The 24,578-nt window shown below is 51.1% G+C and carries 24 protein-coding genes; 11 read left to right on the forward strand and 13 right to left on the reverse strand.

Features of this window, described 5'->3' with window-relative positions; all coding sequences use genetic code 11:
• Positions 1–5: 5 nt before the first annotated feature.
• The gene (locus tag ACT53C_RS08150) at positions 6–692 is read left to right on the forward strand and encodes a hypothetical protein (protein WP_194748220.1); all 687 of its coding nucleotides are present in this window, start codon (positions 6–8) and stop codon (positions 690–692) included.
• A 221-nt stretch (positions 693–913) separates the two neighbouring features.
• Entirely contained in the window at positions 914–1,639 is a 726-nt protein-coding gene (locus ACT53C_RS08155) for a transposase (RefSeq protein ID WP_194748219.1), read from the forward strand.
• On the opposite strand, the gene ACT53C_RS08160 is transcribed toward ACT53C_RS08155, so the two are convergent.
• The gene (locus ACT53C_RS08160) at positions 1,613–1,930 is read right to left on the reverse strand and encodes an AraC family transcriptional regulator (RefSeq protein WP_476145510.1); all 318 of its coding nucleotides are present in this window, start codon (positions 1,928–1,930) and stop codon (positions 1,613–1,615) included. The genes ACT53C_RS08155 and ACT53C_RS08160 overlap by 27 nt on opposite strands.
• Positions 1,931–2,426: 496 nt before the next feature.
• Between ACT53C_RS08160 and rluB the strand changes: the two genes are divergently transcribed.
• Together rluB and thiD are read left to right on the forward strand one after the other, a co-directional pair.
• Positions 2,427–3,533: a 23S rRNA pseudouridine(2605) synthase RluB gene (rluB, locus tag ACT53C_RS08165; RefSeq protein ID WP_313988459.1), complete on the forward strand. Its 1,107-nt coding sequence runs from the start codon at positions 2,427–2,429 to the stop codon at positions 3,531–3,533.
• 35 nt (positions 3,534–3,568) lie between these two features.
• Positions 3,569–4,441 (forward strand): bifunctional hydroxymethylpyrimidine kinase/phosphomethylpyrimidine kinase, encoded by an 873-nt coding sequence (gene thiD, locus ACT53C_RS08170; RefSeq protein ID WP_476145511.1) that lies wholly within the window; start codon positions 3,569–3,571, stop codon positions 4,439–4,441.
• A 72-nt stretch (positions 4,442–4,513) separates the two neighbouring features.
• Here the strand turns inward: thiD and prmB are convergent, their stop codons facing one another.
• The 9 genes from prmB to xseA all read right to left on the reverse strand — a co-directional run bounded on the left by prmB (position 4,514) and on the right by xseA (position 14,923).
• Positions 4,514–5,416 (reverse strand): 50S ribosomal protein L3 N(5)-glutamine methyltransferase, encoded by a 903-nt coding sequence (gene prmB / locus ACT53C_RS08175; RefSeq protein ID WP_476145512.1) that lies wholly within the window; start codon positions 5,414–5,416, stop codon positions 4,514–4,516.
• Positions 5,417–5,472: 56 nt separating this feature from the next.
• A complete protein-coding gene (locus tag ACT53C_RS08180) occupies positions 5,473–5,862 on the reverse strand; it encodes a GxxExxY protein (RefSeq protein ID WP_275355863.1) in 390 nt (129 codons plus the stop codon).
• A gap of 21 nt (positions 5,863–5,883) precedes the next feature.
• Positions 5,884–7,026 carry a succinyl-diaminopimelate desuccinylase gene (gene dapE / locus ACT53C_RS08185; RefSeq protein ID WP_476145513.1) on the reverse strand — a complete coding sequence of 381 codons (1,143 nt, stop codon included), beginning with the start codon at positions 7,024–7,026 and terminating at the stop codon, positions 5,884–5,886.
• Between the two features lie 5 nt (positions 7,027–7,031).
• On the reverse strand, positions 7,032–7,385 hold the full coding sequence (locus tag ACT53C_RS08190) for an ArsC family reductase (RefSeq protein ID WP_476145514.1): 354 nt from the start codon (positions 7,383–7,385) through the stop codon (positions 7,032–7,034).
• 79 nt (positions 7,386–7,464) lie between these two features.
• Complete coding sequence (locus ACT53C_RS08195) at positions 7,465–9,537, reverse strand: bifunctional diguanylate cyclase/phosphodiesterase (RefSeq protein WP_476145515.1); 2,073 nt, start codon at positions 9,535–9,537, stop codon at positions 7,465–7,467.
• A 269-nt stretch (positions 9,538–9,806) separates the two neighbouring features.
• Positions 9,807–10,634 carry a 2,3,4,5-tetrahydropyridine-2,6-dicarboxylate N-succinyltransferase gene (gene dapD / locus ACT53C_RS08200; RefSeq protein WP_194748213.1) on the reverse strand — a complete coding sequence of 276 codons (828 nt, stop codon included), beginning with the start codon at positions 10,632–10,634 and terminating at the stop codon, positions 9,807–9,809.
• Between the two features lie 100 nt (positions 10,635–10,734).
• Positions 10,735–11,547 (reverse strand): M48 family metallopeptidase, encoded by an 813-nt coding sequence (locus ACT53C_RS08205; protein ID WP_313988443.1) that lies wholly within the window; start codon positions 11,545–11,547, stop codon positions 10,735–10,737.
• Positions 11,548–11,702: 155 nt separating this feature from the next.
• The gene (locus tag ACT53C_RS08210) at positions 11,703–13,586 is read right to left on the reverse strand and encodes a potassium transporter Kup (protein ID WP_194748211.1); all 1,884 of its coding nucleotides are present in this window, start codon (positions 13,584–13,586) and stop codon (positions 11,703–11,705) included.
• Between the two features lie 122 nt (positions 13,587–13,708).
• Positions 13,709–14,923: an exodeoxyribonuclease VII large subunit gene (gene xseA, locus ACT53C_RS08215; RefSeq protein WP_476145516.1), complete on the reverse strand. Its 1,215-nt coding sequence runs from the start codon at positions 14,921–14,923 to the stop codon at positions 13,709–13,711.
• Between the two features lie 216 nt (positions 14,924–15,139).
• Between xseA and ACT53C_RS08220 the strand changes: the two genes are divergently transcribed.
• Together ACT53C_RS08220 and ACT53C_RS08225 are read left to right on the forward strand one after the other, a co-directional pair.
• On the forward strand, positions 15,140–16,126 hold the full coding sequence (locus tag ACT53C_RS08220) for a lytic transglycosylase domain-containing protein (RefSeq protein WP_476145517.1): 987 nt from the start codon (positions 15,140–15,142) through the stop codon (positions 16,124–16,126).
• 139 nt (positions 16,127–16,265) lie between these two features.
• Positions 16,266–16,766, forward strand: a complete 501-nt coding sequence (locus tag ACT53C_RS08225; RefSeq protein WP_476145518.1) for a disulfide bond formation protein B — start codon at positions 16,266–16,268, stop codon at positions 16,764–16,766.
• Here ACT53C_RS08225 and ACT53C_RS08230 read toward each other — a convergent pair.
• Together ACT53C_RS08230 and ACT53C_RS08235 are read right to left on the reverse strand one after the other, a co-directional pair.
• Entirely contained in the window at positions 16,711–17,805 is a 1,095-nt protein-coding gene (locus tag ACT53C_RS08230; protein ID WP_476145519.1) for a hypothetical protein, read from the reverse strand. The genes ACT53C_RS08225 and ACT53C_RS08230 overlap by 56 nt on opposite strands.
• Positions 17,806–17,843: 38 nt before the next feature.
• Positions 17,844–18,971 (reverse strand): GGDEF domain-containing protein, encoded by a 1,128-nt coding sequence (locus tag ACT53C_RS08235; RefSeq protein WP_476145520.1) that lies wholly within the window; start codon positions 18,969–18,971, stop codon positions 17,844–17,846.
• A gap of 225 nt (positions 18,972–19,196) precedes the next feature.
• Here ACT53C_RS08235 and cysM point away from each other — a divergent pair, with 225 nt between their 5' ends.
• From cysM to ACT53C_RS08255, 4 genes are read left to right on the forward strand one after another with little or no spacing between them, the layout of a single operon-like run.
• On the forward strand, positions 19,197–20,090 hold the full coding sequence (cysM, locus tag ACT53C_RS08240) for a cysteine synthase CysM (RefSeq protein ID WP_476145521.1): 894 nt from the start codon (positions 19,197–19,199) through the stop codon (positions 20,088–20,090).
• Between the two features lie 50 nt (positions 20,091–20,140).
• Positions 20,141–22,075 (forward strand): hypothetical protein, encoded by a 1,935-nt coding sequence (locus ACT53C_RS08245; protein ID WP_476145522.1) that lies wholly within the window; start codon positions 20,141–20,143, stop codon positions 22,073–22,075.
• Between the two features lie 42 nt (positions 22,076–22,117).
• On the forward strand, positions 22,118–22,366 hold the full coding sequence (locus tag ACT53C_RS08250; protein ID WP_476145630.1) for a hypothetical protein: 249 nt from the start codon (positions 22,118–22,120) through the stop codon (positions 22,364–22,366).
• Between the two features lie 50 nt (positions 22,367–22,416).
• Positions 22,417–22,815, forward strand: a complete 399-nt coding sequence (locus ACT53C_RS08255; RefSeq protein ID WP_476145625.1) for a YdbL family probable chaperone protein — start codon at positions 22,417–22,419, stop codon at positions 22,813–22,815.
• A gap of 90 nt (positions 22,816–22,905) precedes the next feature.
• Here ACT53C_RS08255 and ACT53C_RS08260 read toward each other — a convergent pair whose 3' ends face one another.
• Entirely contained in the window at positions 22,906–23,556 is a 651-nt protein-coding gene (locus tag ACT53C_RS08260; protein ID WP_476145523.1) for an outer membrane beta-barrel protein, read from the reverse strand.
• Positions 23,557–24,048: 492 nt separating this feature from the next.
• Between ACT53C_RS08260 and ACT53C_RS08265 the strand changes: the two genes are divergently transcribed.
• Entirely contained in the window at positions 24,049–24,528 is a 480-nt protein-coding gene (locus ACT53C_RS08265; RefSeq protein WP_379075501.1) for a hypothetical protein, read from the forward strand.
• Positions 24,529–24,578: the final 50 nt, after the last annotated feature.

Here is a 24,578-nt window from a genome sequence, read left to right on the forward strand (position 1 = left end):
TAAAAATGAATAAAACAGAACTTGAGATAAGTAAGCTTATAAAGCCAACTTTAGAGGCTGAGGGATTCGCGCTTAAGAAAGACTGGAATAGTTTCGTCAGATACACGGATTATGGATTTGATGATTTTATGATAGTTGATCAAGGACACTTGGGGTCTGGTTATAAAACTATAGGTTGTGCATTTGGTGTGCGTCATGACGTCATCCAAAATTTGTTTAACTCAATGGGTCTTATCTATGGTGAAGAGGCACAAAAACAGAATGTCACACTTGCTCTTTCTTTTCCCTTTATACCTTGGCAAAGCAGAGAGTCAGAGTTGAAAATTTATCCAGAAACCCGCGCTGAAGATATACAGAAAGTCGCGCAGATAATCACAAATGCTTTTAAGCAGCACGCTTTGCCCTTTTATGCAAAATATGCTGATTTGAGGGCAGTTGAAGCAAAAATAAATGACTCACCAATGGCTAACCTTTGGCCCTACACAGCCGGTGGAGTAGACCCTACCATTCAGGTCATCATTAGTTTGCTCTGTGCAAAAGCAGTGAATCCGAATCGTTATGATTTGATAAAAGAAGTGTTCACCGATAAATATATCGAAAATGATACTGTGCCAGATGCATATTCAGAAAGATGGATAGCCATGCTGTACAAAATAGATGCAATAAATCTCTCATTTGGTGAGAAGGTTTGAAAACCTATTGGTGAAGGGGAATAATTGGGGTCAGAGTAAAAATAAAAAAGTCAGGCCCCGTAGGGCGTACCCGCCTGCGGTTCGCCGTATAAATGGCTAGCTACGCCCAGTACGCAATTTCAAATTTGCTTGTCTGAATCAATGGGGTCAGACTCGATTGATTTAGTCGGATTAATTTACTATCGTGCATCTATCTGTGTTTTTTAAGAGCGGTATCTGCCATGGCCCGACTCCCTCGTTTTGTTTTGCTTGGTCACCCACAACACGTTATTATCCGAGGCAATAACCGCGCCGCAGTCTTTGCTGCGGAAGAGGATTATCAATTCTTCTTAGATAAATTGGCAGACGCGGCCAAAAAGCATCAATGCGATATTCACGCCTATGTATTAATGACCAATCACATACATCTGTTAGCCACACCCCACAAAGAAGATGGGCTTTCCAAAATGATGCAAATGTTGGGGCGTTACTATGTGCAGTACTATAACTACACCTACAAGCGCAGTGGCACTTTATGGGAAGGTCGTTACAAAGCCAGCCTGATCGACAGCGAACAATATGCGCTGCTTTGTTATCGCTATATAGAGCTGAATCCAGTAAGAGCCAATATGGTCGGCCATCCTGCTGAATATCCCTGGAGCAGTTATTGTGTAAATGCCTTGGGGCAGCATGACCCAATCGTGACGCCGCATGCGATGTATTGGGCCTTGGGCAATGATGATGGACAAAGGCAATCACACTATCGAAGCCTGTTTGATGGGCAGGTAGACGAGATCAGTCTGGAGCAAATACGTGAAGCGACCAATAAGGCGTGGGTGTTGGGCAGTGACTATTTCAAACAAAGTATCGCTAGCCAATTAAATCGACGGTCGTATAAGATGGCTAAAGGCGGGGACAGGAAATCTAGTGAGTTTCAAAAGTTAAAGAGTGGAATCAATCGAGTCTGACCCCATTGATTTTGCTGGGGATTCAAAACCGGCATTCAGTGCGACATCAATAATTGTTACAGAATCTTGAAAAGCGACCTTAAACGAAGCTTGTTTTAATCGAAGCAGTAATACATACCGAGCGACATTAATACCAACATAATCGTCAAATTGCCGATGGAAATGGAATTTAGAGAAGTGAGCAATAGCGCAAAGTTGATCCACATTTAACGGCTTATCAAGATTATGCTCAATGTAATTGAGCACCTCTTGAAATCGTGCAGCGTACAACTTTTCTTTTTGCTTGTTCATGTTTTTTCCTTATCCACGAACAGGAGTATGCTTATTTATATGAAGTAAAGCCTGACGAAAATTGCTAACTTCACAATATTTTTATAAGCTGATTCCAATTCTTGACGCTGGCTTGTACATGTCAATAACCCAGCAAGCGTAGCCTGTACTGAGTATGGCGACACTTGCACAAGGCGCAGGGCGCTGAATGTTACTTTGCTTTAGTCAACAGTCATTGGACTCGAAGTAAAATGAAGTTTTATCTATCATTACTCAACGTCAGTTCAATGACCAAAGCATTTGCCCAACTGTCTGTCCTCAGCATAATGCGATACAAGCCGTGTTGCGTCTTAGTTTACGCACTAAGTGCGAAATGCATATGGTGTAAAGCCTCTAATTATCTTGCTAAAGCCGCTGGTATCATTTCTGGGTAGGGGGGCTGTGGCTACGTTAAACCAGCTTTAGGCCCTTTACCCTAAATCAGTTAAAATAGAGCCTTCATTCAAGAGGTTGAAGTATGGCCCGTCCGTTTAAAGCTCCCAAAAGTCCGATTCGTCCGCCACGTGCACCCAAAGTTACTCCGCCCGCAGTAGAGGATGGCGAAGAAGGAGTGCCAGCGCCGCGTGAAGGGCAGCGCTTGCATAAACTGCTGGCGATGGCCGGGTTTGGCTCACGTCGCGACATGGAGGCTTTGATCGAAACCGGCCGCATTACCATTAATGGCCAGGTGGCGCAGGTGGGTGCGGTGGTTGATGAGCATGATGTGGTGCGCATGGATAGCCGGATTCTGCATTTGCCGTTTGAGGCGGAGTTACCGCAAGTATTGCTGTACCACAAGCCGGAAGGCGAGATTGTGAGTCAGGATGACCCGGAAGGGCGTGCCACGGTATTTGACAAGCTGCCACGCATCAAACAGGGTAAGTGGATTGCCGTTGGGCGTCTGGATATGAATACCAGCGGTTTGCTGATGTTTACTAACTCCGGCGAGTTGGCTAACCGGTTTATGCATCCACGCTATGAGGTGGAGCGCGAATATGCGGTGCGTATTCTGGGGGAGCTGACTGAAGAACAGATGGCGCAACTCAAACACGGCATTGAGCTCGAAGACGGCCCAGCCAACTTTGAAAGTATTTTCCCTAACGGGGGCGAAGGCGCCAACAAGTGGTACCAAGTGGTGATTAAAGAGGGCCGTAACCGTGAAGTCCGTCGCCTGTTTGAGGCATTTCACCTGCCTGTGAGCCGCCTGATGCGTGTGCGTTTCGGCCCAGTTGCGTTGCCGCCCCGCCTCAAGCGCGGCACCATGCTCAAGCTGGAACAAAAACAGGTGGTGGCTTTGCTGGAGTGGGCAGGCTTGCCTGTGCCGCGCAAACCGCTCAAGCAAATGAGCCCGCATGACCGTGACCGTGCGACGCGCGTGTTTACGCCTAAAGTACGCAAGCAGCGCCGTAGCTTGCTGGATACTGTGAATAATCCCGTTGATACGCAGCAAGAGCGTCCTGCACGCGCGCCAACTGGCAACCGTCGTATTCGTCAGGATTCAGATTTGAAGCAGGCCTCCATGCAAAATGCGCGTATCAATAGCGGTGCTAAAAAACGCACTGACCGTAATCGGGGGCGTGGTTAATCTGCGCGTCGTGTGTTGACGGAAAAGCCGATCGCATGACTGACAGTCGTATGCAAGAAACTCTGGTCACTCACCGATATCCGCGTGTGCTGTCCATCGCTGGCTCTGATAGTAGTGGTGGTGCCGGAATTCAGGCCGACCTCAAAACATTCTCTGCCCTTGGTTGCTATGGCATGACGGCCATTACCGCGCTGACGGCGCAAAATAAGCAAGGGGTGCGCGCCATTCATAGCGTGCCGGTCAGCATGTTGCGTGACCAGATTGATGCGGTGGTCGAAGATATCGGTGTCGATGCCGTCAAGATCGGTATGCTGCATTCTCCTGAAGTGGTGGAGGCGGTGGCACAAGCGCTGGATGCCCATGGTCTCAAGCAAGTGGTGCTGGATCCGGTGATGGTGGCAGCCAATGGTGCCAAACTGATTTCTGATGAGGCGATTGCCGTGCTGGTATCCGAGTTGTTTCCACGGGCTTTGGTGGTGACCCCGAATCTGGATGAGGCGTCGTTGTTGCTGGGCCGTCCGCTGACGCAAAGCGATGCACTTGCCGAGGCCGCGCAAGCCTTACTTGCACAAGGCGCGCATGCCATCTTGCTCAAAGGGGGGCATCTGCCTGGCCATGAAGTGCTGGATATTCTGGTGCAAGCCCATGCCAATGGGCAGGACAATGTAATCCAGCGCTTGCATTCAGTGCGTATTTCTACCCATAACTTGCATGGCACCGGATGTACGCTTTCATCCGCGATCGCTGCCTATCTTGCCTTGGGCTGTAACCTGTCAGAGGCTGTGTTGGCGGCCAGAACCTATGTGCGCGGTGCCTTATATGCGGGCTCGCATGTGCGCACAGGCGAGGGCGTCGGACCACTCAATCATGGCTTTGCACCCGAAGCAATGAAGGTTTACGGCGAATAGCGTTTAATCGCTACCAAGCCAAGAAGAACAGCGTAGACCTCAGTATTGCTGTGTGCCTGCGCTGATAACACGTTATTCAGTGTGCAGCCCGGCTTCCAGCAAGTCTTCTTTAGTGAGCATAAACACAAACTGGTCGCCGCCGCTGGTATCCAGCCAGGTAAGGGGTAAGTCTGGATAGGCTTCATGCAAGGCGTCACGGTTGTGGCCGATTTCTACCACTAGCACGCCGCCATCATTCAAGTATTCAGCTGCCTGCGTCAGCAGTACGTGGGTATGGTCCAGCCCGGCAACGCCGCTGCCCAAAGCCAGTTGCGGCTCTTTGCGGTACTCTTCTGGTAACTCAGCCATGCTAGGGGCATCTACATAAGGCGGATTGCTGATAATCACGTCATATTTACGGCCTTTGAGTGCGGTAAACATATCGGATTGCACCGCTTGCACCTGATGTTCAAGGCCGTAGCGCTGGATGTTGATATTACAGACCTCAATGGCATCCGGGGAGATATCCACCACATCAATATGCGCATTGGGAAAGGCCTCGGCCAGTAACACGCCCAGGCAGCCCGAGCCGGTACAAATATCCGCTGCGGATTCCACCATTTCCGGAAACTCAACCCAAGGCTGCAAGCCATCTTCCAGCAATTCGGCAATAAATGAGCGTGGCACGATGACGCGTTCATCGACGTAAAACTTGAACCCGCGCAGCCAGGCTTCATTCACCAGGTAGGCGGTTGGCGTATGTTCTGTGACCCGCTTGTCGATCAAGGTTGCCAGGTGCTGGCTTTCCTCTGTAGTTAAACGCGCATCCAGAAAGTTATTCAGGGTGTCATGCGGCAAATGCAGTGCGCTCATGATCAGCCAGACAGCTTCGTCATAGCTGTTATCGGTGCCATGACCATAAAAAATGTCAGAGTTTTCAAAACGGCTGACGGCATAGCGCAGCCAGTCGCGGATGGTATGTAGGTTAGTTGTCATGGTTTTAATTTACCGCCGATAAACGCAGATAAACGCCGATACGAAGAGGTGTCGATTCAGAACTGATTGACGATTCTCTTGATATCCACTTTTGCTCTGCCAAAATTAATAAGTAGGCATACTTTCAAATGGGTCGCTTTAAGGTAATTCATGCATTGTGACTGGTGTTCTGGTGAGAGTGCATTGCATGCTTTCAATTCTAAAATGATGCATTCATTCACCAAGATGTCGACAAAATACTCACCAACCATAGTATTTTTGTAATAAACCGCGACCGGATATTGAGCTTTTGCAGTCAGGCCTGCACTCCTCAATTCCAATAGCAGAGCATTTTCATATACTTTTTCTAAAAAACCACACCCAAGATAGTTACTGACTGCATATACACAACCGATAACTCTACCGGTGAGTGCGTCAAGTGCCAGTCTTTCTTGATCGGCGTTCATTAGCGTTTATCGGCGGTTAAATCAACCCAGCAACAATAATTCCATGGTGCGCTTGTAGGTTTCCTTGAGAGGCTCGATATCGGCCACGGCGACGCATTCGTTCAATTTATGGATGGTGGCATTCAACGGCCCGAATTCAATCACTTCTTTGCAGATATCGGCAATAAAGCGCCCATCGGAGGTACCGCCAGTGGTAGACAGCTCGGGCGTGACCCCGTAACTCTGCACAATCGCGTTGCTGATAGCTTCTACCAGCTTGCCGCGTGGCGTGATATAGGACTGGTTATGTTCCCAGTCCAGGCTGTATTCAAAGCCGTGGCTGTCCAGAATCGCGTGGACGCGCGTACGCAAACTTTGTTCAGAGCTGCCTTGCCCATCCACTTCAGGGCAGTAGCGGAAGTTAAACAATATCTCGACATGCCCAGGCACCACATTGGTCGCGCCGGTGCCGCCGTTGATGTTAGAAATCTGCCAGGAAGTCGGCGGAAAATATTCGTTGCCGTTGTCCCATAAGGTTTCAACCATGTCTTTAATGGCCGGTGCCGCCAGATGAATCGGGTTTTTCACCAGATGCGGATAGGCAATATGGCCCTGAATGCCTTTGACGATGAGTTTGCCGGACAGGGAGCCGCGTCTGCCATTTTTAATCATGTCACCGACCACTTTGTTGCTGGTGGGCTCACCCACAATGCAGTAATCAAAGCTTTCGCCGCGGGCTTGCAACGCCTCCACCACTTTGACAGTGCCCTCAATCGCAATGCCTTCTTCATCTGAGGTGATCAGCAGGCCAATCGAACCAGGATGGTCAGGATGTTCGGCGATAAATTCTTCGATGCTGGTGATAAACGCAGCGAGCGAGGTTTTCATGTCTGCCGCGCCGCGTGCATACAGCATGCCGTCTTTAATTGTAGGCTCAAACGGTAGCGTATGCCATTGGTCCAACGGGCCAGTGGGGACGACATCGGTATGGCCGGCAAACACGATCAGTGGGCCGGTGGTGCCGCGTCTGGCATAAAAGTTATCGACCTCGCCAAAACGCATGCGCTCAATCTTGAACCCCAGTGGCGCCAGGCGGGCAATCATGGCCTCCTGACAGCCAGCATCTTCTGGCGTCAGCGAGCGGCGTTTAAGCAAATCAATGGCAAGATCCAGTGTTTTTGACATAGTGGTTATTCTTGAGCAAACAGTTGGCGGTAATCGGCTTCATTAAAACCGAGGGCGATGATTTTATCGGCGTTGACCAATACCGGGCGTTTAATCACCGAGGTTTTGGACTGCATCAGGGCAAGTGCAGAGGCAGCATCTACCACGCTATTTTTTTCCGGTTCTGCCAAATTACGCCAGGTCATCCCGCTGCGGTTCACCAGTTTTTCCCAAGGATATTGTTGCAGCCAGGCTTGGCCGGTGACGCTATCCAGGCCCTGTTTCTTGAAGTCGTGAAATTCGTATGCAATGGCGTGTTGGTCCAGCCAGTCACGCGCTTTTTTGACGGTATTGCAATTGGGGATGCCGTATAGTTTCATGGCTGATCATCAAGCTAAAAAACTTATTTTACCAGCCACGGCAGATGGCGTCGCCATTTATTGCGGTGTTCACATAACCTCAGAACAGGTTTTGGGTTGCTGACTGCGATTGCAGTTTGCTGAATACATCAAACAGGTATTGTTGCTCTACCGGTTTTGAGAACAGGAAACCCTGCATTTGGTCACAGCCGATGTTGACCAGCGCTTTGCGCTGTTCCTCGTCTTCCACGCCTTCGGCGACGACGTTCAGATTGAGTGCATGCGCCAGTTTGACGATAGCCTCAACAATCGAGAGCGAGGTGTGCGAAACCGCCACGTTTTTGGTCAGGGAGCGGTCCAGTTTGACTTCGCTGACTTCCAGGTCCTCTAAATGTGTGAGGCTGAACGGATGCAAGCCAAAATCATCCAGCGAGATTTTAAGGCCCTGCTGTTTAAATTGGCGCAAGGTGTCCTTGAACTGGCCCTGATGATGAATGGCGTTGGTTTCAGACACTTCCAGAATGAGGTTGCGGGATTCTACGGCATGCGCTTCAAGAATCGATTGAATCAGCGCGCCCAACTGTTTGTTGCGGAACTGCTGGTTGGACATATTGACTGAAATGCTTAGGTCTATGCCGCGATCGCGTGCCTGGCTAATCGTGCGGCAGGCCTGGGAGATGACCCAGGCGTTGATTTCTTCAATCATGCCAAAGCGCTCCGCCGCCTCAATAAAACTGTTGGGGGAGAGCAGTCCGCGGGCCGGATGCTGCCAGCGTAACAGCGCTTCGGCACCATGGACCATGCGCGTGATGGCATCCACTTTGGGCTGAAACAGTAGCCTGAACTCTTGCTCGCTAATGGCTTGCTTGAGCTCAATACGGGTTTGTTGCATCTCGTCAGAGGCTTGCTCGATCTCGGCATCAAAGAATCGATACTGGTTTTTGCCGTTTTCCTTAGCCTTGTACATGGCGGCGTCTGCATTCAGTTTGAGTTTTTGCAGGTTGCCGTCTTGTGGATACATCGATACGCCCACCGAGCACGAAATCTCAATCACGTGATCTTCAATCACAAACGTTTCGCGTAACGCATCCACCACACGCTGAATCACGGTGACCACGCTCTGGTGATTTTCAATCTCACTCAATACGGCAATAAACTCGTCGCCACCGGCACGTGCCACATAATCACAATTGCGGATGGCATTGCTGATACGCTTGGAGACTTCAATCAGCAGCAAATCGCCAATATGGTGACCAAACTGGTCATTGACCGGTTTGAAGTGATCCAGGTCGATATAAGCCAGGGCCAGCGATTCCCCGTTACGGTCACAGCGCTTGGCACTCAGGATCAGGTGCTGGTTCAAGGCATCCCGGTTGGGCAGGTGTGTGAGCGGATCATAGGCCAGGAATTTTTTATTGACGGTTTGCGTATTGCGGAAGGTCAGTTTGCTTTGCGCTAGATCGATATTGCGCTCATAAAAAATCACCAGAATAAACGAGGTGATAAATAAAAAGACCGGGACCAGAACCAGCAGCAGCATTAAATAATTATCGGCTTGATCGCTGGGCTGCCCAATCAGCATATTGTTATGCACAATACTGAGGTTGATGGCCGTGTGCGAGGCTAAAAAACCCAATGCAATTTCTATCGAAAACATCCACTTCAAACGTTTTTCGAGTTTGCCGCTATAGCCTTTGAGCCAGAGGATGGTGACAATTGCCAGGGCTGCGGTCAGGCAAGCCAGGAACAGGGAAAACAGGGCGGTCCAGCTGTCTATGCGGATATTGATGGCCCCGGCACTGATCTGATAAAAATAAGACAGCAGGTAGCCACTAATGCCGGTGGCCGTAGAAGCGGAGAGCAGATCACGTAAGGGCAGTCTTTTTTTATGGACCGTTTTGAGGATAGCGGCGGCCAACAGATAGCTGCACAGCATGCAGCCAATCAGGTCGATGGGATGTTGGCTAACCTTAGGGATATTATCTGCGAGAAACTGGTAGCCAGCATGCAGGCTGAAGATACCAGCTGCCATGACGACGGCATATTTTTTGAGCATGAAGTCATGCTCTTTGGGAGTGGCAACACGCAAACGATCAACCAGTTTGAACGCAAAAAAGCATCCAACGACGCTGGATGTAAAGAGTGCGACCAATAGCATTTGCGTTGTTATCATAAGTAATTGCACGTTTATTTTGATTGTTTAATGTGTGGCACGACTACTTGTTCTTTGTGCTTGCTCTGTATTGCTCATTGCTTTACTGCTGGGATTGCTCGGACTACTGACTCTCCAACGGGTTAACACTCAACTATTCAAGAATGCTCACGCTGTCTTGCTTGCGGGACATCTTTACGGTATTTAGAGTCACTTCTTTATCGGAACTGGCGCGCAATAACTTGAGCAGGCCGGTTGAAGTGACTCTTTATTTTATTTCGGCAGGCGTATTAAATGCCGCGCAACAACTCGTTGATGCCAACTTTACCCAAGGTTTTGGCATCCACTTTTTTCACGATGACGGCGCAATACAGGCTGTACTTGCCATCGCTGGAAGGCAGGTTGCCTGAAACGACCACAGAGCCTGCAGGCACGCGACCATAATGCACTTCGCCGGTTTCGCGGTCATAGATTTTAGTGGATTGGCCGATGTAGACGCCCATGGAAATCACGCAGTTGTCTTCAACCACCACGCCTTCAACCACTTCTGAGCGCGCGCCGACGAAGCAGTTATCGCCAATGATGGTTGGACCGGCTTGTACAGGTTCCAGCACGCCACCAATGCCAACACCGCCGGACAAGTGCACATTTTTACCGATTTGTGCGCAGGAACCTACGGTTGCCCAGGTGTCTACCATGGTGCCTTCACCAACGTAGGCGCCAATGTTGACGTAAGACGGCATCAAGACAGCATTTTTTGCAATGAAAGAGCCTTTGCGCACAATGGCGTTAGGCACCACGCGGAAGCCACCTGCCTTGAAATCTTCTTCGGTGTAGTTGGCAAATTTTGGATCCACTTTGTCGAAGTAGCGGGTGACGCCATCATCCATCAAATAGTTGTCTTTAAGGCGGAAGGACAGCAAGACCGCTTTTTTGATCCACTGATGCGTTTCCCATTGCTGGCTATCGCCAATCCGGGTAGCCACACGCAGTTTGCCCGCATCCAGATCATCCAGAATAGAAGCCACGGTGGCTTTGACGTCTGCCGGAGCATTGGCAGGGTTGATGTTGGCGCGGTCTTCAAAGGCCGCTTCAATAATGCTTTGACGTGGATCCATAATCTTCTCTTGTTCGATTGAAAAACAGTAAACCCGAAATTTTAACCTAATTTTGAAAGGGCAGGGGCCGTCGATGAAAGACGGCCCTTTACGCCAGCACTTACTTGCCTTTGGCAGCTAAGTAGAGCGGCATGACCTTGGGCACCAGTGCCTGCAGGTCTTTAATACGGTTTTCACTGGAAGGGTGCGTACTTAAGAATTCGGGGGGCGCTTCCTTGTTGGCCGCCATCATTTTCTTCCATAAGCTGACTGCGGCTTCCGGGTTGTACCCGGCGCGCGCCGCCAGCTCCAGCCCTATGCGATCCGCTTCACGCTCCTGTTCACGGCCATTGGGCAAGGAGAAGAACAGCTGGCTGCCCATGCTGGCGCCTTGTGCCGCCATATTGCCAGCGGTGCCGCCTATGTAGGCCGCGAGTGCCTGTAAACCGAACTGCTGTACATAGGCTTGTGACATACGCTCACGGCCATGCTCACGCAAGGCATGCGAGATTTCGTGACCAATCACCGCGGCTAACTCATCATCGGTGGCATTCAGTTTTTCGGCTAGACCGGAAAACACCATGATCTTGCCGCCAGGCATGCAATAGGCGTTGAGTTGGTCATTTTTTTCAACATTGATTTCCCATTTCCATTTGGTGGCATCTGGCCGGAACACGCCGACCTGGGCGATCAGGCGGTGAGAAATGGTAGTCACGCGATTCAGCAAGGCCTTATCCGCGTTAAGGGTATGGTTCTTTTGCGCATCTTGCAGGGTTTGCGTATACGATTGCGCAGACATTTTATCCACGGTCGCTGAGGGTAACAGCAAGAGCTGGCTACGCTGTACACCCGAGACACTATTGTTGGTGGTGCTGGCGCAGGCAGACAACAAGGCGCACAGGCAGGCAATCCCCAGGGTTTTGATGGTCGGCATGTGTTTCTCCTCTTGTATCTAGGTCACTTATTGGCAGTGACCATTCATTTTTATGATCATTCCATTCAGGTGCTGCGATCAGTCTACCCATTCAGTGCGGAATGCATGTCGTTGCTGATCGCTGAATCCTGGTTCTTAAGTATCAGTCATTCCGGTCAAATTTTGACTTGCGAGCCTAGCTCTACCACCCGGTTAGGTGGTAATTTGAACTGGTTGGTAATCGACTCTGCCGTTCTAAACAAGCCAATAAAGATTTTTTTACGCCAGAACGCCATGCCAGGTTTATCCGAGGCCAGCAGGATTTCCTTGCCGATAAAGAACGAGGTATCCATGGTGTCCAGCGTGAGGCCAAAGGGCTCGGTCAATGGCAGGTCACGTGGCAAGTCTGGTTCGTCCATATAACCGTAACGCAAGGTCACGCGGTAAAAACCGTAAGGCAGCACCTCCATCGAGGCGCGCTCTTCCAGCGTGGTGTAGGGGTAATCAACAAAACGCACCGTCAGGATCACCACTTTGTCATGCAGTACCTTGTTGTGTTTGAGATTATGCAGTAGCGCATGCGGCACACCATCCGGGTTGGGCGTCATAAACACGCCTGCACCATTGACGCGGGCGGGCGGGTGCGCCCCAATCGCTTGCACAAACGGGATCAGCTCCATGGATTCGGACTTGAGAATTTGGTAAAGCAGTCTGCGCCCGGTTTTCCAGGTACGCATCAGCGTGAAGATGATGATGCCGATCAATAAAGGCACCCAGCCACCATCCGGGATTTTGAGAATGTTGGCCGCAAAAAACGAGAGGTCAATGACAAGAAATAGAGAAATCAGGCAGGCCGTTTTGAGTTTGCTCCAGCCCCACAGGTGGTGGAACACCACGGCCGCCAGCAAGGTTGTGATGACCATATCGCCGGTGACGGCAATACCGTAGGCTGCCGCCAGGTCACCAGAGCTGCCAAAAATCAGCACCAGGCCCATGACTGCGACCATCAGGCCCCAGTTGACGCGCGGCATGTAGACCTGGCCCTCTGTTTGCTCTGAGGTGTGCGAAACATGCATGCGCGGAATAAAGCCAAGTTGCAACGCCTGGCGCGAAACAGAGAACGCGCCGGTAATCACGGCCTGGGAGGCAATCACGGTCGCCAGGGTTGCCAGGATAATCAGCGGGAACAAGGCCCAGTCTGGGGCCAGGTGGTAAAACGGGTTTTGAATGGACTCTGGCTCGGCTAGGATAAGTGCGCCTTGCCCAAAGTAGTTGCAAATCAGTGCAGGCAACACGAACAAAAACCAGGCCAAGCGAATCGGTTTACGGCCAAAGTGACCCATGTCGGCATACAAGGCTTCGGCACCGGTCACGGCCAGGACCACCGCACCGAGCGCAATAAACGCAATTTTGGGCTGGGTGGCAAAAAACTGATAAGCGTAGAAGGGGCTTAAAGCCTTAAGAATTTCGGGGTGATGACTGATGTTGAGTATGCCCAAAATGCCTAATACCGAGAACCAGGTCAGCATGATAGGACCAAAAAAAGCACCGACGACAGCGGTGCCTTTGCTTTGTGCCCAGAACAGTACAAACAGGACGCACAAAGTAATGGGGACGATCCAGCTATCCAGTTGCGGTGCTGCCACCTCTAGGCCCTCAACCGCTGAGAGCACGGAAATGGCGGGGGTGATCATGCCGTCAGCATAAAACATGCAGGCCCCGATAATACCTAGCAGCATGATGCGTTTGCGCTGGTCGGGTTCGCCGCCCGCATAACGGCTGGCCAAAGATAGCATCGCCATGATGCCGCCTTCGCCACGGTTATCTGCCCGCATGATAAAGGCCACATATTTGAACGACACAATCAGCAATAGCGCCCAGGTGATCAGCGACAAGATGCCGTAGACATTGGCTTGTGTCAGTAACAGCGGGTGGTGCCCGACTGCAAAGACTTCTTTCATGGTGTAAAGCGGGCTGGTGCCAATGTCACCGAAAACGACACCTAGCGCGGCGAGAGCCATGGTATGGAGCGCCGTTTGCTGATTTTTTGTATGGTCCATTGTGTGAACAGCTAAAGACAAACGATTATTATCGGGTAATTTTAGAGCTTCACCAAAGATTTTGACGCAAATTATCTTGAAGACCTAAATGCATGTGGACGATTACACGAAAAGTGGAGCGCTTAGTCGGGGCTGATTTGCGTCACCACTACCTCTGCCTGACCTTGATGCAAGGTCAGTTTCAAGGGCGTCTGCAGACTCAGTTCACTGGCAGTGGTCACTGCGCGGCCATCGGCTTTTTGCACAATGGCATAGCCCCTGGCCAACACCTGATGCGGGTTGAGTTGTTGCAGGCTGGCGGACAGGTATTGCAGTTTGCGTTGTTGCGTTTGTAACCCTTGCTGCATGGCCAGTTGCAGTCTGTGTTGCCATTGCTGCAGACCGCGGCGCTGTTGTTGCAGATGCTGGGTGGGGGAGATCAGGCGTCTGGACAAATAGTCCAGGGTCTGGCTTTGCTGGCGCAAGCAAGATTGCATGGCCCGGCCCAGCCTTGATTGTAATTGCCTGAGTTGATCGCGAAGTTGCGCCTGATCCGGGCAGGCCAGTTCGGCTGCCGCTGTCGGTGTGGCCGCGCGCAAGTCAGCGACAAAATCGGCAATGGTGAAATCTGTTTCATGGCCCACCCCGCTAATGGTCGGCAGGCGACAAGCGGCGATTGCGCGTGCAACCACCTCTTCATTAAATGACCATAAGTCTTCTATGCTGCCACCACCGCGGCAAATCAGCAGCGTATCCACCTCTTGCCGCTGATCAGCCAGATGAATGGCTTGCGCAATCAGTTCGGCAGCGCCTTTGCCTTGCACCGGCGTCGGGTAGATGATGACAGACATGGCCGGCGCACGGCGGCGGATGGCGGTTAACACATCGCGTAAGGCGGCGGCATCCGCTGAGGTCACCACGCCTATGCGTTGCGGATTGGCTGGAATGGCTTGTTTACGCTCGGCAGCAAACAGCCCTTCGTTTTGTAAGCGTTGCTTGAGTTGTTCATAAGCTTCATACAATTTGCCCAGGCCAGCGGGCTGGATAAATTCCACTGTCAGTTGCACATCGCCTCTGGCTTCATACAACGTGATCGTGGCACGCGCCTCAATCAGGTCCCCTTCGCGCGGCACCATGCCTAATACGCTATTGCGCCCTTTAAACATCACACAACGGATTTGTGCACGTTCATCCTTGAGCGAAAAATACCAGTGGCCACTGGCGGCACGGGTGAAGTTTGAGAGCTCGCCCGAGATCCAAAAGAGGGGAAAACTGGTTTCCAGCAACTCTTTTGTGAGTCGGGTGAGGTCGCTGACACTCAAGATTTGTTTGAATGATGTCGATAACAAGCTAGCCATAGCTGCACATTATCCCTCAGCCCCGCTGGATTTGGCTATGTCTTTCATCGAATGGCCGGCGTCTGAGCAGAGGCGCTCTGTGAAGGGATGCTCAACACTGATTCAAGATAGAGGGGCACTTTTGGGTAAAAGCGGCGTCTTGATATGAGCAGCACGGGAATAGTTGATGACTGCCTGACCTTGAAGCAAGGTTATTTCCCTCAGGATTGTATGCGAATGAAAAAATATTTATTTTTTGCGCGATCATTTTTTATGTGTTGTCTGTACACAAGTGCTGTGCATGGCTTGGGACTGATTGCGCTGGCGCAGGCGGATGAAACGTCTGACAAATCGCCGCCCGCGACGGAAGTCGCCGCGGTCGAGACCACGAGTCCTGTCGTGGCCAGCTACAAGCGTGAGCAGGCGGTGATGCAGAATGACGCCTACAAGCAATTCATTAAATTACAGGTGAGTTTGGCAACGGGCACAAAAAATGCGCTAGGGATCAGCAGTTACGCAGAGGCGCACGCCCATTATTGTGCGCTTGCCGCAGAAACCCGTGATCCTGATGCGCAATTTGCCATGGGCTGGTTTTACAGCATGGGCAAAGGCGTGGAGGTCAATCATGATATTGCCGCGCGTTTTTTCAGCCTGGCGGCGATTCAAGGCCATCGCGATGCCCGGATCTGGTTGGATCAGGGCGCTGGTGATGCCTCTGTGGCCAAGCTGCCCGCCTGCATGCAAAACCAGGGTCAGTCAGCGGCTGAGGTGCTGTTCCGTAAACGCGGCCCCATTTACACGCTGGTCAAAAAACATGCGCCTGCTTATGGAGTAGATATTGATTTGGCGATGGCTGTGATTGCGGTGGAGTCCGGCTTTAATCCCAAAGCAACTTCACGCAAAAAGGCCCAGGGCCTGATGCAATTGCTACCCGAGACGCAAGCCAGGTTTCACGTGAAGGATGCTTATGATCCCGAGCAAAATATTAAAGGGGGCTTGTCCTACCTGCGCTGGTTGATCAATTACTTTGATGGCGATGTCGAGCGCGTCGTAGCGGCTTACAATGCCGGGGAACATGCGGTGTCCAGGCATCAGGGCATCCCGCCTTACCCGGAGACACGCGACTATGTGAAGCGCGTGGCGCGTTACTACAAGAAAAAACATCACGAAATCAGGCAAACTGCGGCCATGCGTGACGGGCAGAGCCCGGCGGCCAACTCCTGAATCTTTCTGCTGACTGTTTGTGCTGTTTGACCGGGAGATCCCGGCCAACTTAAAAAACCGGGAACCACCCACACCCAGACTGCCTCTTAGCTGCGTTATCCATTACAATTTGCATTTGATCATCGGGTAGGAGCGGGCAATGGCAGCATGGTTTAAAGGGCGTGGCGGCTATGTATTGGGATTTTTTGCCGGATTTGGCATTGTGGCACTCGCTTTGTATATTCAAGTACAAAATCAGCTTGAACCCTGCCCCTTGTGTATCTCGCAACGCATCATTTTCATGAGTCTGGGCTTGTTGTTTTTGCTGCACGCCTTTGCCTCACCCAGATCTTGGCTACATGCCGGATTGGCCCTGATTGAGGTGTTGACGGCGCTTGGCGGCGCGGGGGTGGCGATACGCCACTGGTGGCTACAGGCACACAAAGAAGAAATCTTTGCCGATTGTGGTGTCGGCTTTGATTACATGTTTGAAAACTTCCCGCTGAAAAAAGCACTTACCCTGGTATTTCGTGGTACGGGCGATTGTGCCGCCATAGACTGGACGTTTCTGGGGTTAACCTTGCCCCAATTGGGTCTGATCAGTTTTATTCTGTTTGCGGTGTATGCTGGCTGGTTATTTCGTAGCCGTCGCGCTGGATAGCAAAAGTCTCGATCTCAACTTCGGGTGTGCTTTCATCCAGCATGGCCGCTTGTTTTTCAATCGCGTCATGCCAGGCTTTAAAATGCGCTTCGCATGACTGCTCGGCTTGTTGCGAGATGCTCTCTGCCGGCACGCTGGCGGCCTTAAGCTTGGCAGTCTCGCGCTTGAGGCAACCCAGATATTTGGCTTTGGCATACACCTCTTCGGTTTGCAGGCTGGCGATTGCCTGATCAGCCTGATTCAGCGATTGGCACAAGGGAACGGGTTCGCTGGGGATGGTCCAGGGCTTGCCCGAGGTCTTTTGCATATGGATCACACTGGCAATATCGCGGCCACGCTGGTTAATCCAGTATTCCAGAATTTCGTTGCCACAGCGTTCATCCTGACAGCGCATCACGCTTTTTAACAACCAGGCTGCTTGCTTGGTCATGCGTTCGTCAGAAATGCCACAGTTATGGATGACGTCGTGCGAGCGGGATAGATACAATTTGTAATTGGCCCGCCAATTGGGATGGCTGGCACAGGCGACTTTATACAGCGGGTTAGAGACGCTGCACTGGTCTTGCTGCATGCTTTGCAGGCGTTCCGGTGCGCGATTGCCCGTCATGCGGCATGCCAGCGAAATGGCCTGGCCGTAGGCTTGCGTCACCCCCCAGAACGACAGTCTGGCAGAGGCATAATCTGGCCTTTGCTTGAGCGTCTGATCGTTTTTCCAGTCCAGCGTCTCTGAGGCAAGCTCGGACTTGTGAAATACCACTTCGCGTTCAACTTCCATCGAAAACTCGCTGCAGGAGGCTTGTACCAATTTGGTCGCAATCGTATCGTCATGATCGTCTGTACGCAGCTTGAAAAGGATAATGTCTTCGTGCTGGCCGACTTGCATGGAGTCTAAATCAACCGACACCGTCAGAAACTTTTCCCGTCCTTGCACCGTATGCCATTGTTCGGCATGCAGTGGTGGGCTGGTAAACAGGCAGCTTGTAAACAGCGTCAGACAGGCGGGAAGTGCGTTTTTAAATAGCATAAAATCAATGGTCATAGATAGAAAGCAGCGGCAAGTGGCCGCCATTGTAATGATTATTCTGCGGCGGAGATAGCGACCTGATTGCGTCCGGCCTGCTTGGCCTCATACAGTGCCTGGTCTGCTCGATGCAGCAATTGTGTCAAGCTGTCCCCCATCCGCAACATTGCCACGCCGCAACTGATGCTGATCTGGCCAATGTCGGGTAAAGATCTGGCATGCACCTGCTGCCGGATTTTTTCGGCCAGCTTTGCCGCCTGAGCAAGGGTGATGCGGGGCGCATAAATCATCATTTCATCGCCTCCCCAGCGCACGGCAATGTCAGACAGGCGCGTATTTTTCTTGATGCATTCGGCGACGGTTTTAATGACCTGGTCACCGATGACATGGCCGTGCGTGTCATTGATGGATTTAAAACGGTCTATGTCTATCAGAATCAGCGCATCAGAGATTTTCCTGCCGACCATGTGGGTATGCTCAGCAAACACTGTTTCAAAGTGCTGACGATTGCTCAAACCAGTTAAAAAGTCGGTGCTGGATAGCGTTTTTAAGTTTTCTTTTTCAACTTGCAGGGCGGTATTGGCCGCAGCCAGTTGTTCGGTCCGCTGTTTGACCAGTGCTTCGAGATCAGTATTCAGGGCTTTTAAATGATTGGTCTGGCTTTCACGCAGGCATTCATAGTTGCGGATGATGAAAAACTGTCCAAGCAGGTAGAGGCACAAGCTCAGAATATCCAGATGACCATATTCTGAGGGGAAGAGATGCGTTAAGTGATTGCCCACCACCAGCAACAGTAAAATCGCCAGCATCTGGTAGCCCATCTGCCTGCCTTTGAGGTAAAACGCTGCAGCAAGAATAAGGAGGAGTAATCCACTCCGGGTACTGTTGCCCGTCGCCAGAAAATAGACCGTCAAAAACTGGAGCAAGCATAACCAGAGGGCAATGCTGGAGATCAGCTCGACGCGCTGTTTGTTGCGGCGCAAGGCCCATAGCAAGGCAAACGCAAGCAGACCAAACACAATATCCACGATGCCGATGAACGGATGCACACGCCAGCGGATGATGCCCATGCTAAAAGACACGATGCCAAAGAAGGTGAACACGTTGTTCAGGAAAACCACCTTGTAACGCATGTTGTCCGCATCGCCAGACTCTGGAAAAAGCTTGATGGGATGCAACATCATGACAAGCGCTTGGCTAAACCACTTCTTCAACATCCGGTATCCTAAATAAGATTTGTTTTTGTGATGCGATCAGATTATGTAAAATTGAGACTTTGTCGGTAGCTGTACACTAGCGCTGAATTTTACATATATTAAGCTGTTGCGTGTCATCGTACGCGCGCATTCACAAATCTTTATGTTTCGGAGTGGTCCTACTTCAACCCCGAAAACAGATTATCGGTCCCTATGAAACCTTACCTGACCCTGGACAATTTTGTTGGAAACACTCCGCTGGTGGCTTTGCAGCGTATGAACCCGAATCCGAGCAATACGATCTTGCTCAAGCTGGAAGGCAATAATCCGGCCGGGTCAGTTAAAGACCGGCCTGCCTACAGCATGATTGTGCGGGCAGAGCAACGCGGGCAAATCAAGCCAGGCGATACGCTGATTGAAGCGACCAGTGGCAATACCGGCATTGCACTGGCCATGGTGGCGGCCATGCGCGGTTACAAAATGGTGTTGGTGATGCCGGAAAACCAGTCCGTCGAACGCCGTCAAAGCATGAAGGCATATGGCGCTGAACTGATCTTGACACCCAAAGACGGCAGTATGGAGTTGGCACGCGATGTGGCACTGAAGTTGCAAGCAGAGGGCGAGGGCATTGTGCTGGATCAGTTTGGCAATCTGGATAATCCGCAAGCGCATTATGAAGGGACCGGGCCGGAAATCTGGCGTGATACCGCCGGAGCGGTGACACACTTTGTATCCAGCATGGGCACCACTGGCACGATTATGGGCACTTCGCGCTTTCTCAAGGAGCAAAATTCTGCCATTCAGATCATCGGCGTGCAGCCGGAGGAGGGGGCGCAAATCCCGGGGATCCGCAAATGGCCAGAAGCCTATCTGCCTAAAATTTATGACCCCAAACGCATAGACGGGTTGCGGTATGTGAGCCAGAAGCATGCGGAAGAGACCACGCGCAAACTGGCAACCAAAGAAGGCGTTTTTGCCGGGATTTCCAGCGGCGGTGCCTTGTATACGGCAATGCAACTCTCCAAAGAAGTGAACAATGCGGTGATTGTCACCATTGTGTGCGATCGTGGCGACCGCTACTTGTCTACAGGTGTGTTTCCCGATTGATGCGCCTGTGGGCACTGCTGCTGTGCTGTTGGTCTATGCCGCTTTGGGCCATGACCGAGCTTAGCCTCAGTGCCGAGAGCATCCAAGGCGATTTCTTTCAACTCGACCACCCGCATGCGGTGGTCAACTTGCAGCGCAAACAGCATGTACAAATTCATGCCGAGCGCTTGCAGTTGGGCAATGCCAGCATTGATCACCCGGATATGACACTGGAGATCAGTACGCGCCCCAGCCTGCTGATTACCTCTGAGCAGTTAAAAATGCCTGATTACCAGGTACGCCGACCGCGCATCTATCTGGATTACCGTCCGCAAACTCGGCAACCAGTGGTGACGGTTGATGCTGAAGTCAAAGCGATGCAAGATGAGGTCTGGGGCAAATTCCACGTGTATTGCCAGTTGCCGACACAAGCCAGTCAGGAGACTTGGCAGTGTAATGATGGCTTGTATCATGATGTCCGTTCACATATCCCGTTTAATCTGACGGTGATGCCGACCTGGCACACTGCATCGAACACCAAGTCCAGCAGAGGGCTTGAGCTGCAACTGGCGGTGAAAGACGCCAAATTCAGTGATGCCGCAGGCTTGCATGCGGCGGAGAGACTGACCGGGGTGATGCATATTGCTGCGCATGAGGTGGCGAATGGCTGGCGCTGGCAAGGCGTATTTGAATGGCAACAAGGCGAGTTGTTCTGGCAACCATTTTATTTTGCCGAGGGCAACAAACGCTTTGAAATCCGTGGCCTGTATGCATCGCCCATCCTGGAGATTGAAGCAGCAACCTTGTCATTGCAAGGCGTAGGCACTTTACACAGTCAGAGCCGGTTTAATCTGGATAGCCAGCGATTTGAGTTTTTAAAGCTGGATGCCAAAGACGTCGATTTTAACGGCCTTTACCAGTCGTTTATCCAGCCTTTGCTGTCTGATTCCGTGTTCGGACAGCTCAAGGTGAATGGCAAAGCCGACTGGTCTTTTGAGGCCAAAGGCCTGCAGCCGGTGAGGTTTCAGCTGGATGTTGCGGATGCCACGGTTGAAGATCAACGTGGCAAGTTTGGCTTTGCCCATCTGAATGCGCATATTCCCTGGGATTACGATCAGCCGCAGCAGATCAGCATGGGCTATGCCTCTGGCCATGTGCTTAAGATTCCGCTCGGAAAAACGCAATGGCAGGCAAACGTGAATCGGTTTTCGATTACCAGTCCAACTTTGAGCTTGCCTGTGCTGGATGGCGCCTTGATCTTTGAAGACGTGTCTGCCGCCTGGATACATCAGAGCATGGTCTGGCACCTGAAGATGGACATGCAGCCTATCAGCATGCGCACCTTTAGCCAGGCGCTCGGCTGGCCTGTCATGCGTGGTGAGATCAAAGGCCAGATTCCACTCGTGACTTATGCCAACCATGCCTTGCGCATGGATGGGGAGATGCAGCTGAGCTTGTTTAAAGGGCAAGTCGCGCTCTCTGATCTGGAAGTCGATGATCCGCTGGGGCCTGTCCCCAAGCTGCATGCCAATCTGCGCATGCGAGAGATTGATATGGGTGAGATCACGCAGACGTTTAATTTTGGTTCGATTACCGGCAAACTGGAAGGTGATGTCCAGCATTTGCGCTTACAAAACTGGAAGCCTGTCTCTATGAATGCTGTGATACAGACTGCGGATGGCCCTTTTGAGAAAAAAGTGTCTCAACGCGCGGTTGAAAACATCACTGCATTGGGTGGTGAGGGCACGGCGGCGGCCCTGCAACGGACGTTTTTGCGTTTTTTCAAACAGTTTGGCTATGAAAAAATGGGCTTAAGCTGCGAGCTGCGTGGGGATGTTTGTAAAATGGGCGGCGTTGAGCAGATTCCGGGCGGATTCGTCATCGTCAAAGGTGAGGGGGTTCCCTCAGTCAACGTGAATGGCTATACCGAATATGTCAGCTGGAAAGATATGCTGGCCCGCATGCGGCGGATCACTGATAGCAATAGCAAAATGATCGTCAAATAAGCGCACTCAATGGCGATAGTTTTAAAGAAAGGAATTCGCGTGATGAGTAGGCAACAACAACACACGGTTCAAAGGCACAGCGTCGTCTTCAAGCGTTTGATACTCAGCCTGGCCATGCTGCTCAGTGCATGTGTCACCATTAATATTTACTTTCCCGCCGCTGCCGCTGAAAAAGCGGCTGACAAGGTGATTGATGAGGTCTGGCAACTGCCAGCCAGCTCGACCGCACCGACCCCGCCGGCGACGACTCAAGACCCTGTGTCACCCTCAGTTGAGGAGATCAAACCATGATCCATGCACTGTCTAACCTGTTGTGCCGCTATCGTCAGTCTGCAATCGCTATGCTAACTGTCATCTTGCTGGTTGCCGCACCGCCTGCCGCATTGGCGGCAGCAGATTTGGATATCAACACGCCTGCACTGGCCGCAGTTAAAGCCAGCATGCAAGCGCGCCATCCGCAATTACTGCCTTACTACCAGTCAGGCGCAATCGGCTTTACCGCGGATGGCTATATTGCCATCAAAGAGGCCAGCGGAGTGCCATTATCACAACGTAACATGGTCACCAGCTTGGTCAATCAGGAGAACAACGATCGCACCCAGCTCTACCAGGGCATTGCTGCCGCCAATGGGCATCCAGAGTGGACAGGCGAGATTCAGCGCACCTTTGCCCAACGCTGGATGGATAAAGCGCAAGCGGGCTGGTTTGTGCAGAAGGATGGACAGTGGCTTAAGAAATAAGTGGGCTGAACATGCAAAAGCCGAAATGGAAAGCTCCATTTCGGCTTGATTGTTTTACGCAGACGATGTTAGCCGCCTGCCAGCAGAAGCTTAAAAGTGATATTGGAAGCCCAGAGACAACAGGTTCAGGTGTGAGTCACTGTCGCCAGCCACTCTGCCATAGTAGGCATAGGTCGCTTTAATATCGACCACTTGATTGATCGGATACTTGTAGCCAAAGCCGGCGACATAGCCCCAGCCTTTATCGTTTACTGAGCTACTTCCTACATTGTTACCCGCCGATGCGCTAATACGTGCATCTAACTCTGAGTAAATGGCACCCGCTTTAACAAAAAAATTGGGGAATTGGCTAGGGCTGAATAAGCCTGATAACTCAACGCCTTTAACATCATATTTGATGCTCGCTGAGATGTTGTTATCAGAGGCGTCGATTTTTTCTTTAGTGGTCTTGAAGTACGCAAGTTCCAGGGAAAGATTTTCATTGACGCTGTAGCCCGCAAATATCCGTCCTGCGCCTGCATTTCTATCCTGTTTTACCGAGGGGGTTGTACCAAACTCATCAAACCACGCCTCCTTGAAGTCACGTGTTTGATTTTTTTGCCGAAGGTAAGCGACATCCAAACCAAAATAAAACGGTGTTTGTTGCAAGCCATGCTGGCTTTCTGGCTCAGCGGCACTCACAGCGCTGGCGGATGACATCAGCAATAATCCCAAAAGAGAAGTTGTACGCAATAGTTTCATAGAAGTGCCTTTACGGTCTGATTGAGGAATGGTTTGTTTTTTTGTTACTTTAGCAGAAAAGGTTAAATTACGTAACTTTTGGTGTGACTATGTTTTTAAGTGGGGGTTGTCACAAATCGGTCATCTAAGACCAAAGAGAGATAAAGTGTCAGGATGGTGCATAAAACCGCGCTAAATGACTAAAAAGGCAACTTATCTACTGCCATAGATGGTCACAGTGGTGCTGTGGCTGCACAGGCCTGCTCAAAATGACCACGATGCTTATTTTTGGCTTGCCTCTCGGTAAACAGTAGGTATGTCATCAATCAAATCAATTGCTTAAAGAAAATCACCACTGCTAATAGCGACCCCAAAGTGTGCCGCATTGCACAATTCCGGCCGGTTGCTTCTCTCATTTAGATTGAGAACAAACAGGTAAAAGTCATTGATTTCAGTTTCAGGCATGTTCATTGCATACAATCAAAGTGCGAGTCCCAATGAAAGGAGTTTGTTGTGCCAACTAATCTTTTCGTTCTACCCCGTCTGGGTGAAAGCATTCATCAGCAAGACCTGGGGATTTACTACATTCTGAATCATCACACCGGTCGGGTGCGATCATTGATCCAATTGGCGCGCGAAAACGTGCACTGGTATTTGATGCAGCTGCAACCGATTGCGGATGGACTGGATTATCGCTGGTCGGTGCTGTCGCGTGAGCAAGACTGCGCGCTCAAGGCCGCCACCGACAAGCAAATTGCACATTACTTTTCCAAGCCTGAATACACTGAACCCTCTGGTGCATGGCAAGTCATGCGCAATGCGCATTTTGGCTTTGGTAAATTCACGCCGATGGCCGCGCCCCAGGAAGTCAGTTACGCGATTCTGACGTTTGACGGTGAAGAAATGCAAACGCCTATCCGATTGCATAAAGCGCCTGCGGAATGGCTGGAGGAAGATTCTGAGACAGATATTATGCAACTGGAATTTGCCTGACCGCGCTTTAATCAGGGAGCAAGCCTGATTCCAAATTATCGGAATCAAGC

The sequence above is a fragment of the Methylophilus sp. DMC14 genome (genome assembly GCF_056314085.1).

Excerpts from the sequence above, each read along its gene's own strand:
- ACT53C_RS08150 (WP_194748220.1), top strand. The coding sequence starts at position 6 with ATGAATAAAACAGAACTTGAGATAAGTAAGCTTATAAAGCCAACTTTA.
- ACT53C_RS08155 (WP_194748219.1), top strand. The coding sequence starts at position 914 with ATGGCCCGACTCCCTCGTTTTGTTTTGCTTGGTCACCCACAACACGTT.
- ACT53C_RS08160 (WP_476145510.1), bottom strand. The coding sequence starts at position 1,930 with ATGAACAAGCAAAAAGAAAAGTTGTACGCTGCACGATTTCAAGAGGTG.
- rluB (WP_313988459.1), top strand. The coding sequence starts at position 2,427 with ATGGCCCGTCCGTTTAAAGCTCCCAAAAGTCCGATTCGTCCGCCACGT.
- thiD (WP_476145511.1), top strand. The coding sequence starts at position 3,569 with ATGACTGACAGTCGTATGCAAGAAACTCTGGTCACTCACCGATATCCG.
- prmB (WP_476145512.1), bottom strand. The coding sequence starts at position 5,416 with ATGACAACTAACCTACATACCATCCGCGACTGGCTGCGCTATGCCGTC.
- ACT53C_RS08180 (WP_275355863.1), bottom strand. The coding sequence starts at position 5,862 with ATGAACGCCGATCAAGAAAGACTGGCACTTGACGCACTCACCGGTAGA.
- dapE (WP_476145513.1), bottom strand. The coding sequence starts at position 7,026 with ATGTCAAAAACACTGGATCTTGCCATTGATTTGCTTAAACGCCGCTCG.
- ACT53C_RS08190 (WP_476145514.1), bottom strand. The coding sequence starts at position 7,385 with ATGAAACTATACGGCATCCCCAATTGCAATACCGTCAAAAAAGCGCGT.
- ACT53C_RS08195 (WP_476145515.1), bottom strand. The coding sequence starts at position 9,537 with ATGATAACAACGCAAATGCTATTGGTCGCACTCTTTACATCCAGCGTC.
- dapD (WP_194748213.1), bottom strand. The coding sequence starts at position 10,634 with ATGGATCCACGTCAAAGCATTATTGAAGCGGCCTTTGAAGACCGCGCC.
- ACT53C_RS08205 (WP_313988443.1), bottom strand. The coding sequence starts at position 11,547 with ATGCCGACCATCAAAACCCTGGGGATTGCCTGCCTGTGCGCCTTGTTG.
- ACT53C_RS08210 (WP_194748211.1), bottom strand. The coding sequence starts at position 13,586 with ATGGACCATACAAAAAATCAGCAAACGGCGCTCCATACCATGGCTCTC.
- xseA (WP_476145516.1), bottom strand. The coding sequence starts at position 14,923 with ATGGCTAGCTTGTTATCGACATCATTCAAACAAATCTTGAGTGTCAGC.
- ACT53C_RS08220 (WP_476145517.1), top strand. The coding sequence starts at position 15,140 with ATGAAAAAATATTTATTTTTTGCGCGATCATTTTTTATGTGTTGTCTG.
- ACT53C_RS08225 (WP_476145518.1), top strand. The coding sequence starts at position 16,266 with ATGGCAGCATGGTTTAAAGGGCGTGGCGGCTATGTATTGGGATTTTTT.
- ACT53C_RS08230 (WP_476145519.1), bottom strand. The coding sequence starts at position 17,805 with ATGACCATTGATTTTATGCTATTTAAAAACGCACTTCCCGCCTGTCTG.
- ACT53C_RS08235 (WP_476145520.1), bottom strand. The coding sequence starts at position 18,971 with ATGATGTTGCATCCCATCAAGCTTTTTCCAGAGTCTGGCGATGCGGAC.
- cysM (WP_476145521.1), top strand. The coding sequence starts at position 19,197 with ATGAAACCTTACCTGACCCTGGACAATTTTGTTGGAAACACTCCGCTG.
- ACT53C_RS08245 (WP_476145522.1), top strand. The coding sequence starts at position 20,141 with ATGACCGAGCTTAGCCTCAGTGCCGAGAGCATCCAAGGCGATTTCTTT.
- ACT53C_RS08250 (WP_476145630.1), top strand. The coding sequence starts at position 22,118 with ATGAGTAGGCAACAACAACACACGGTTCAAAGGCACAGCGTCGTCTTC.
- ACT53C_RS08255 (WP_476145625.1), top strand. The coding sequence starts at position 22,417 with ATGCTAACTGTCATCTTGCTGGTTGCCGCACCGCCTGCCGCATTGGCG.
- ACT53C_RS08260 (WP_476145523.1), bottom strand. The coding sequence starts at position 23,556 with ATGAAACTATTGCGTACAACTTCTCTTTTGGGATTATTGCTGATGTCA.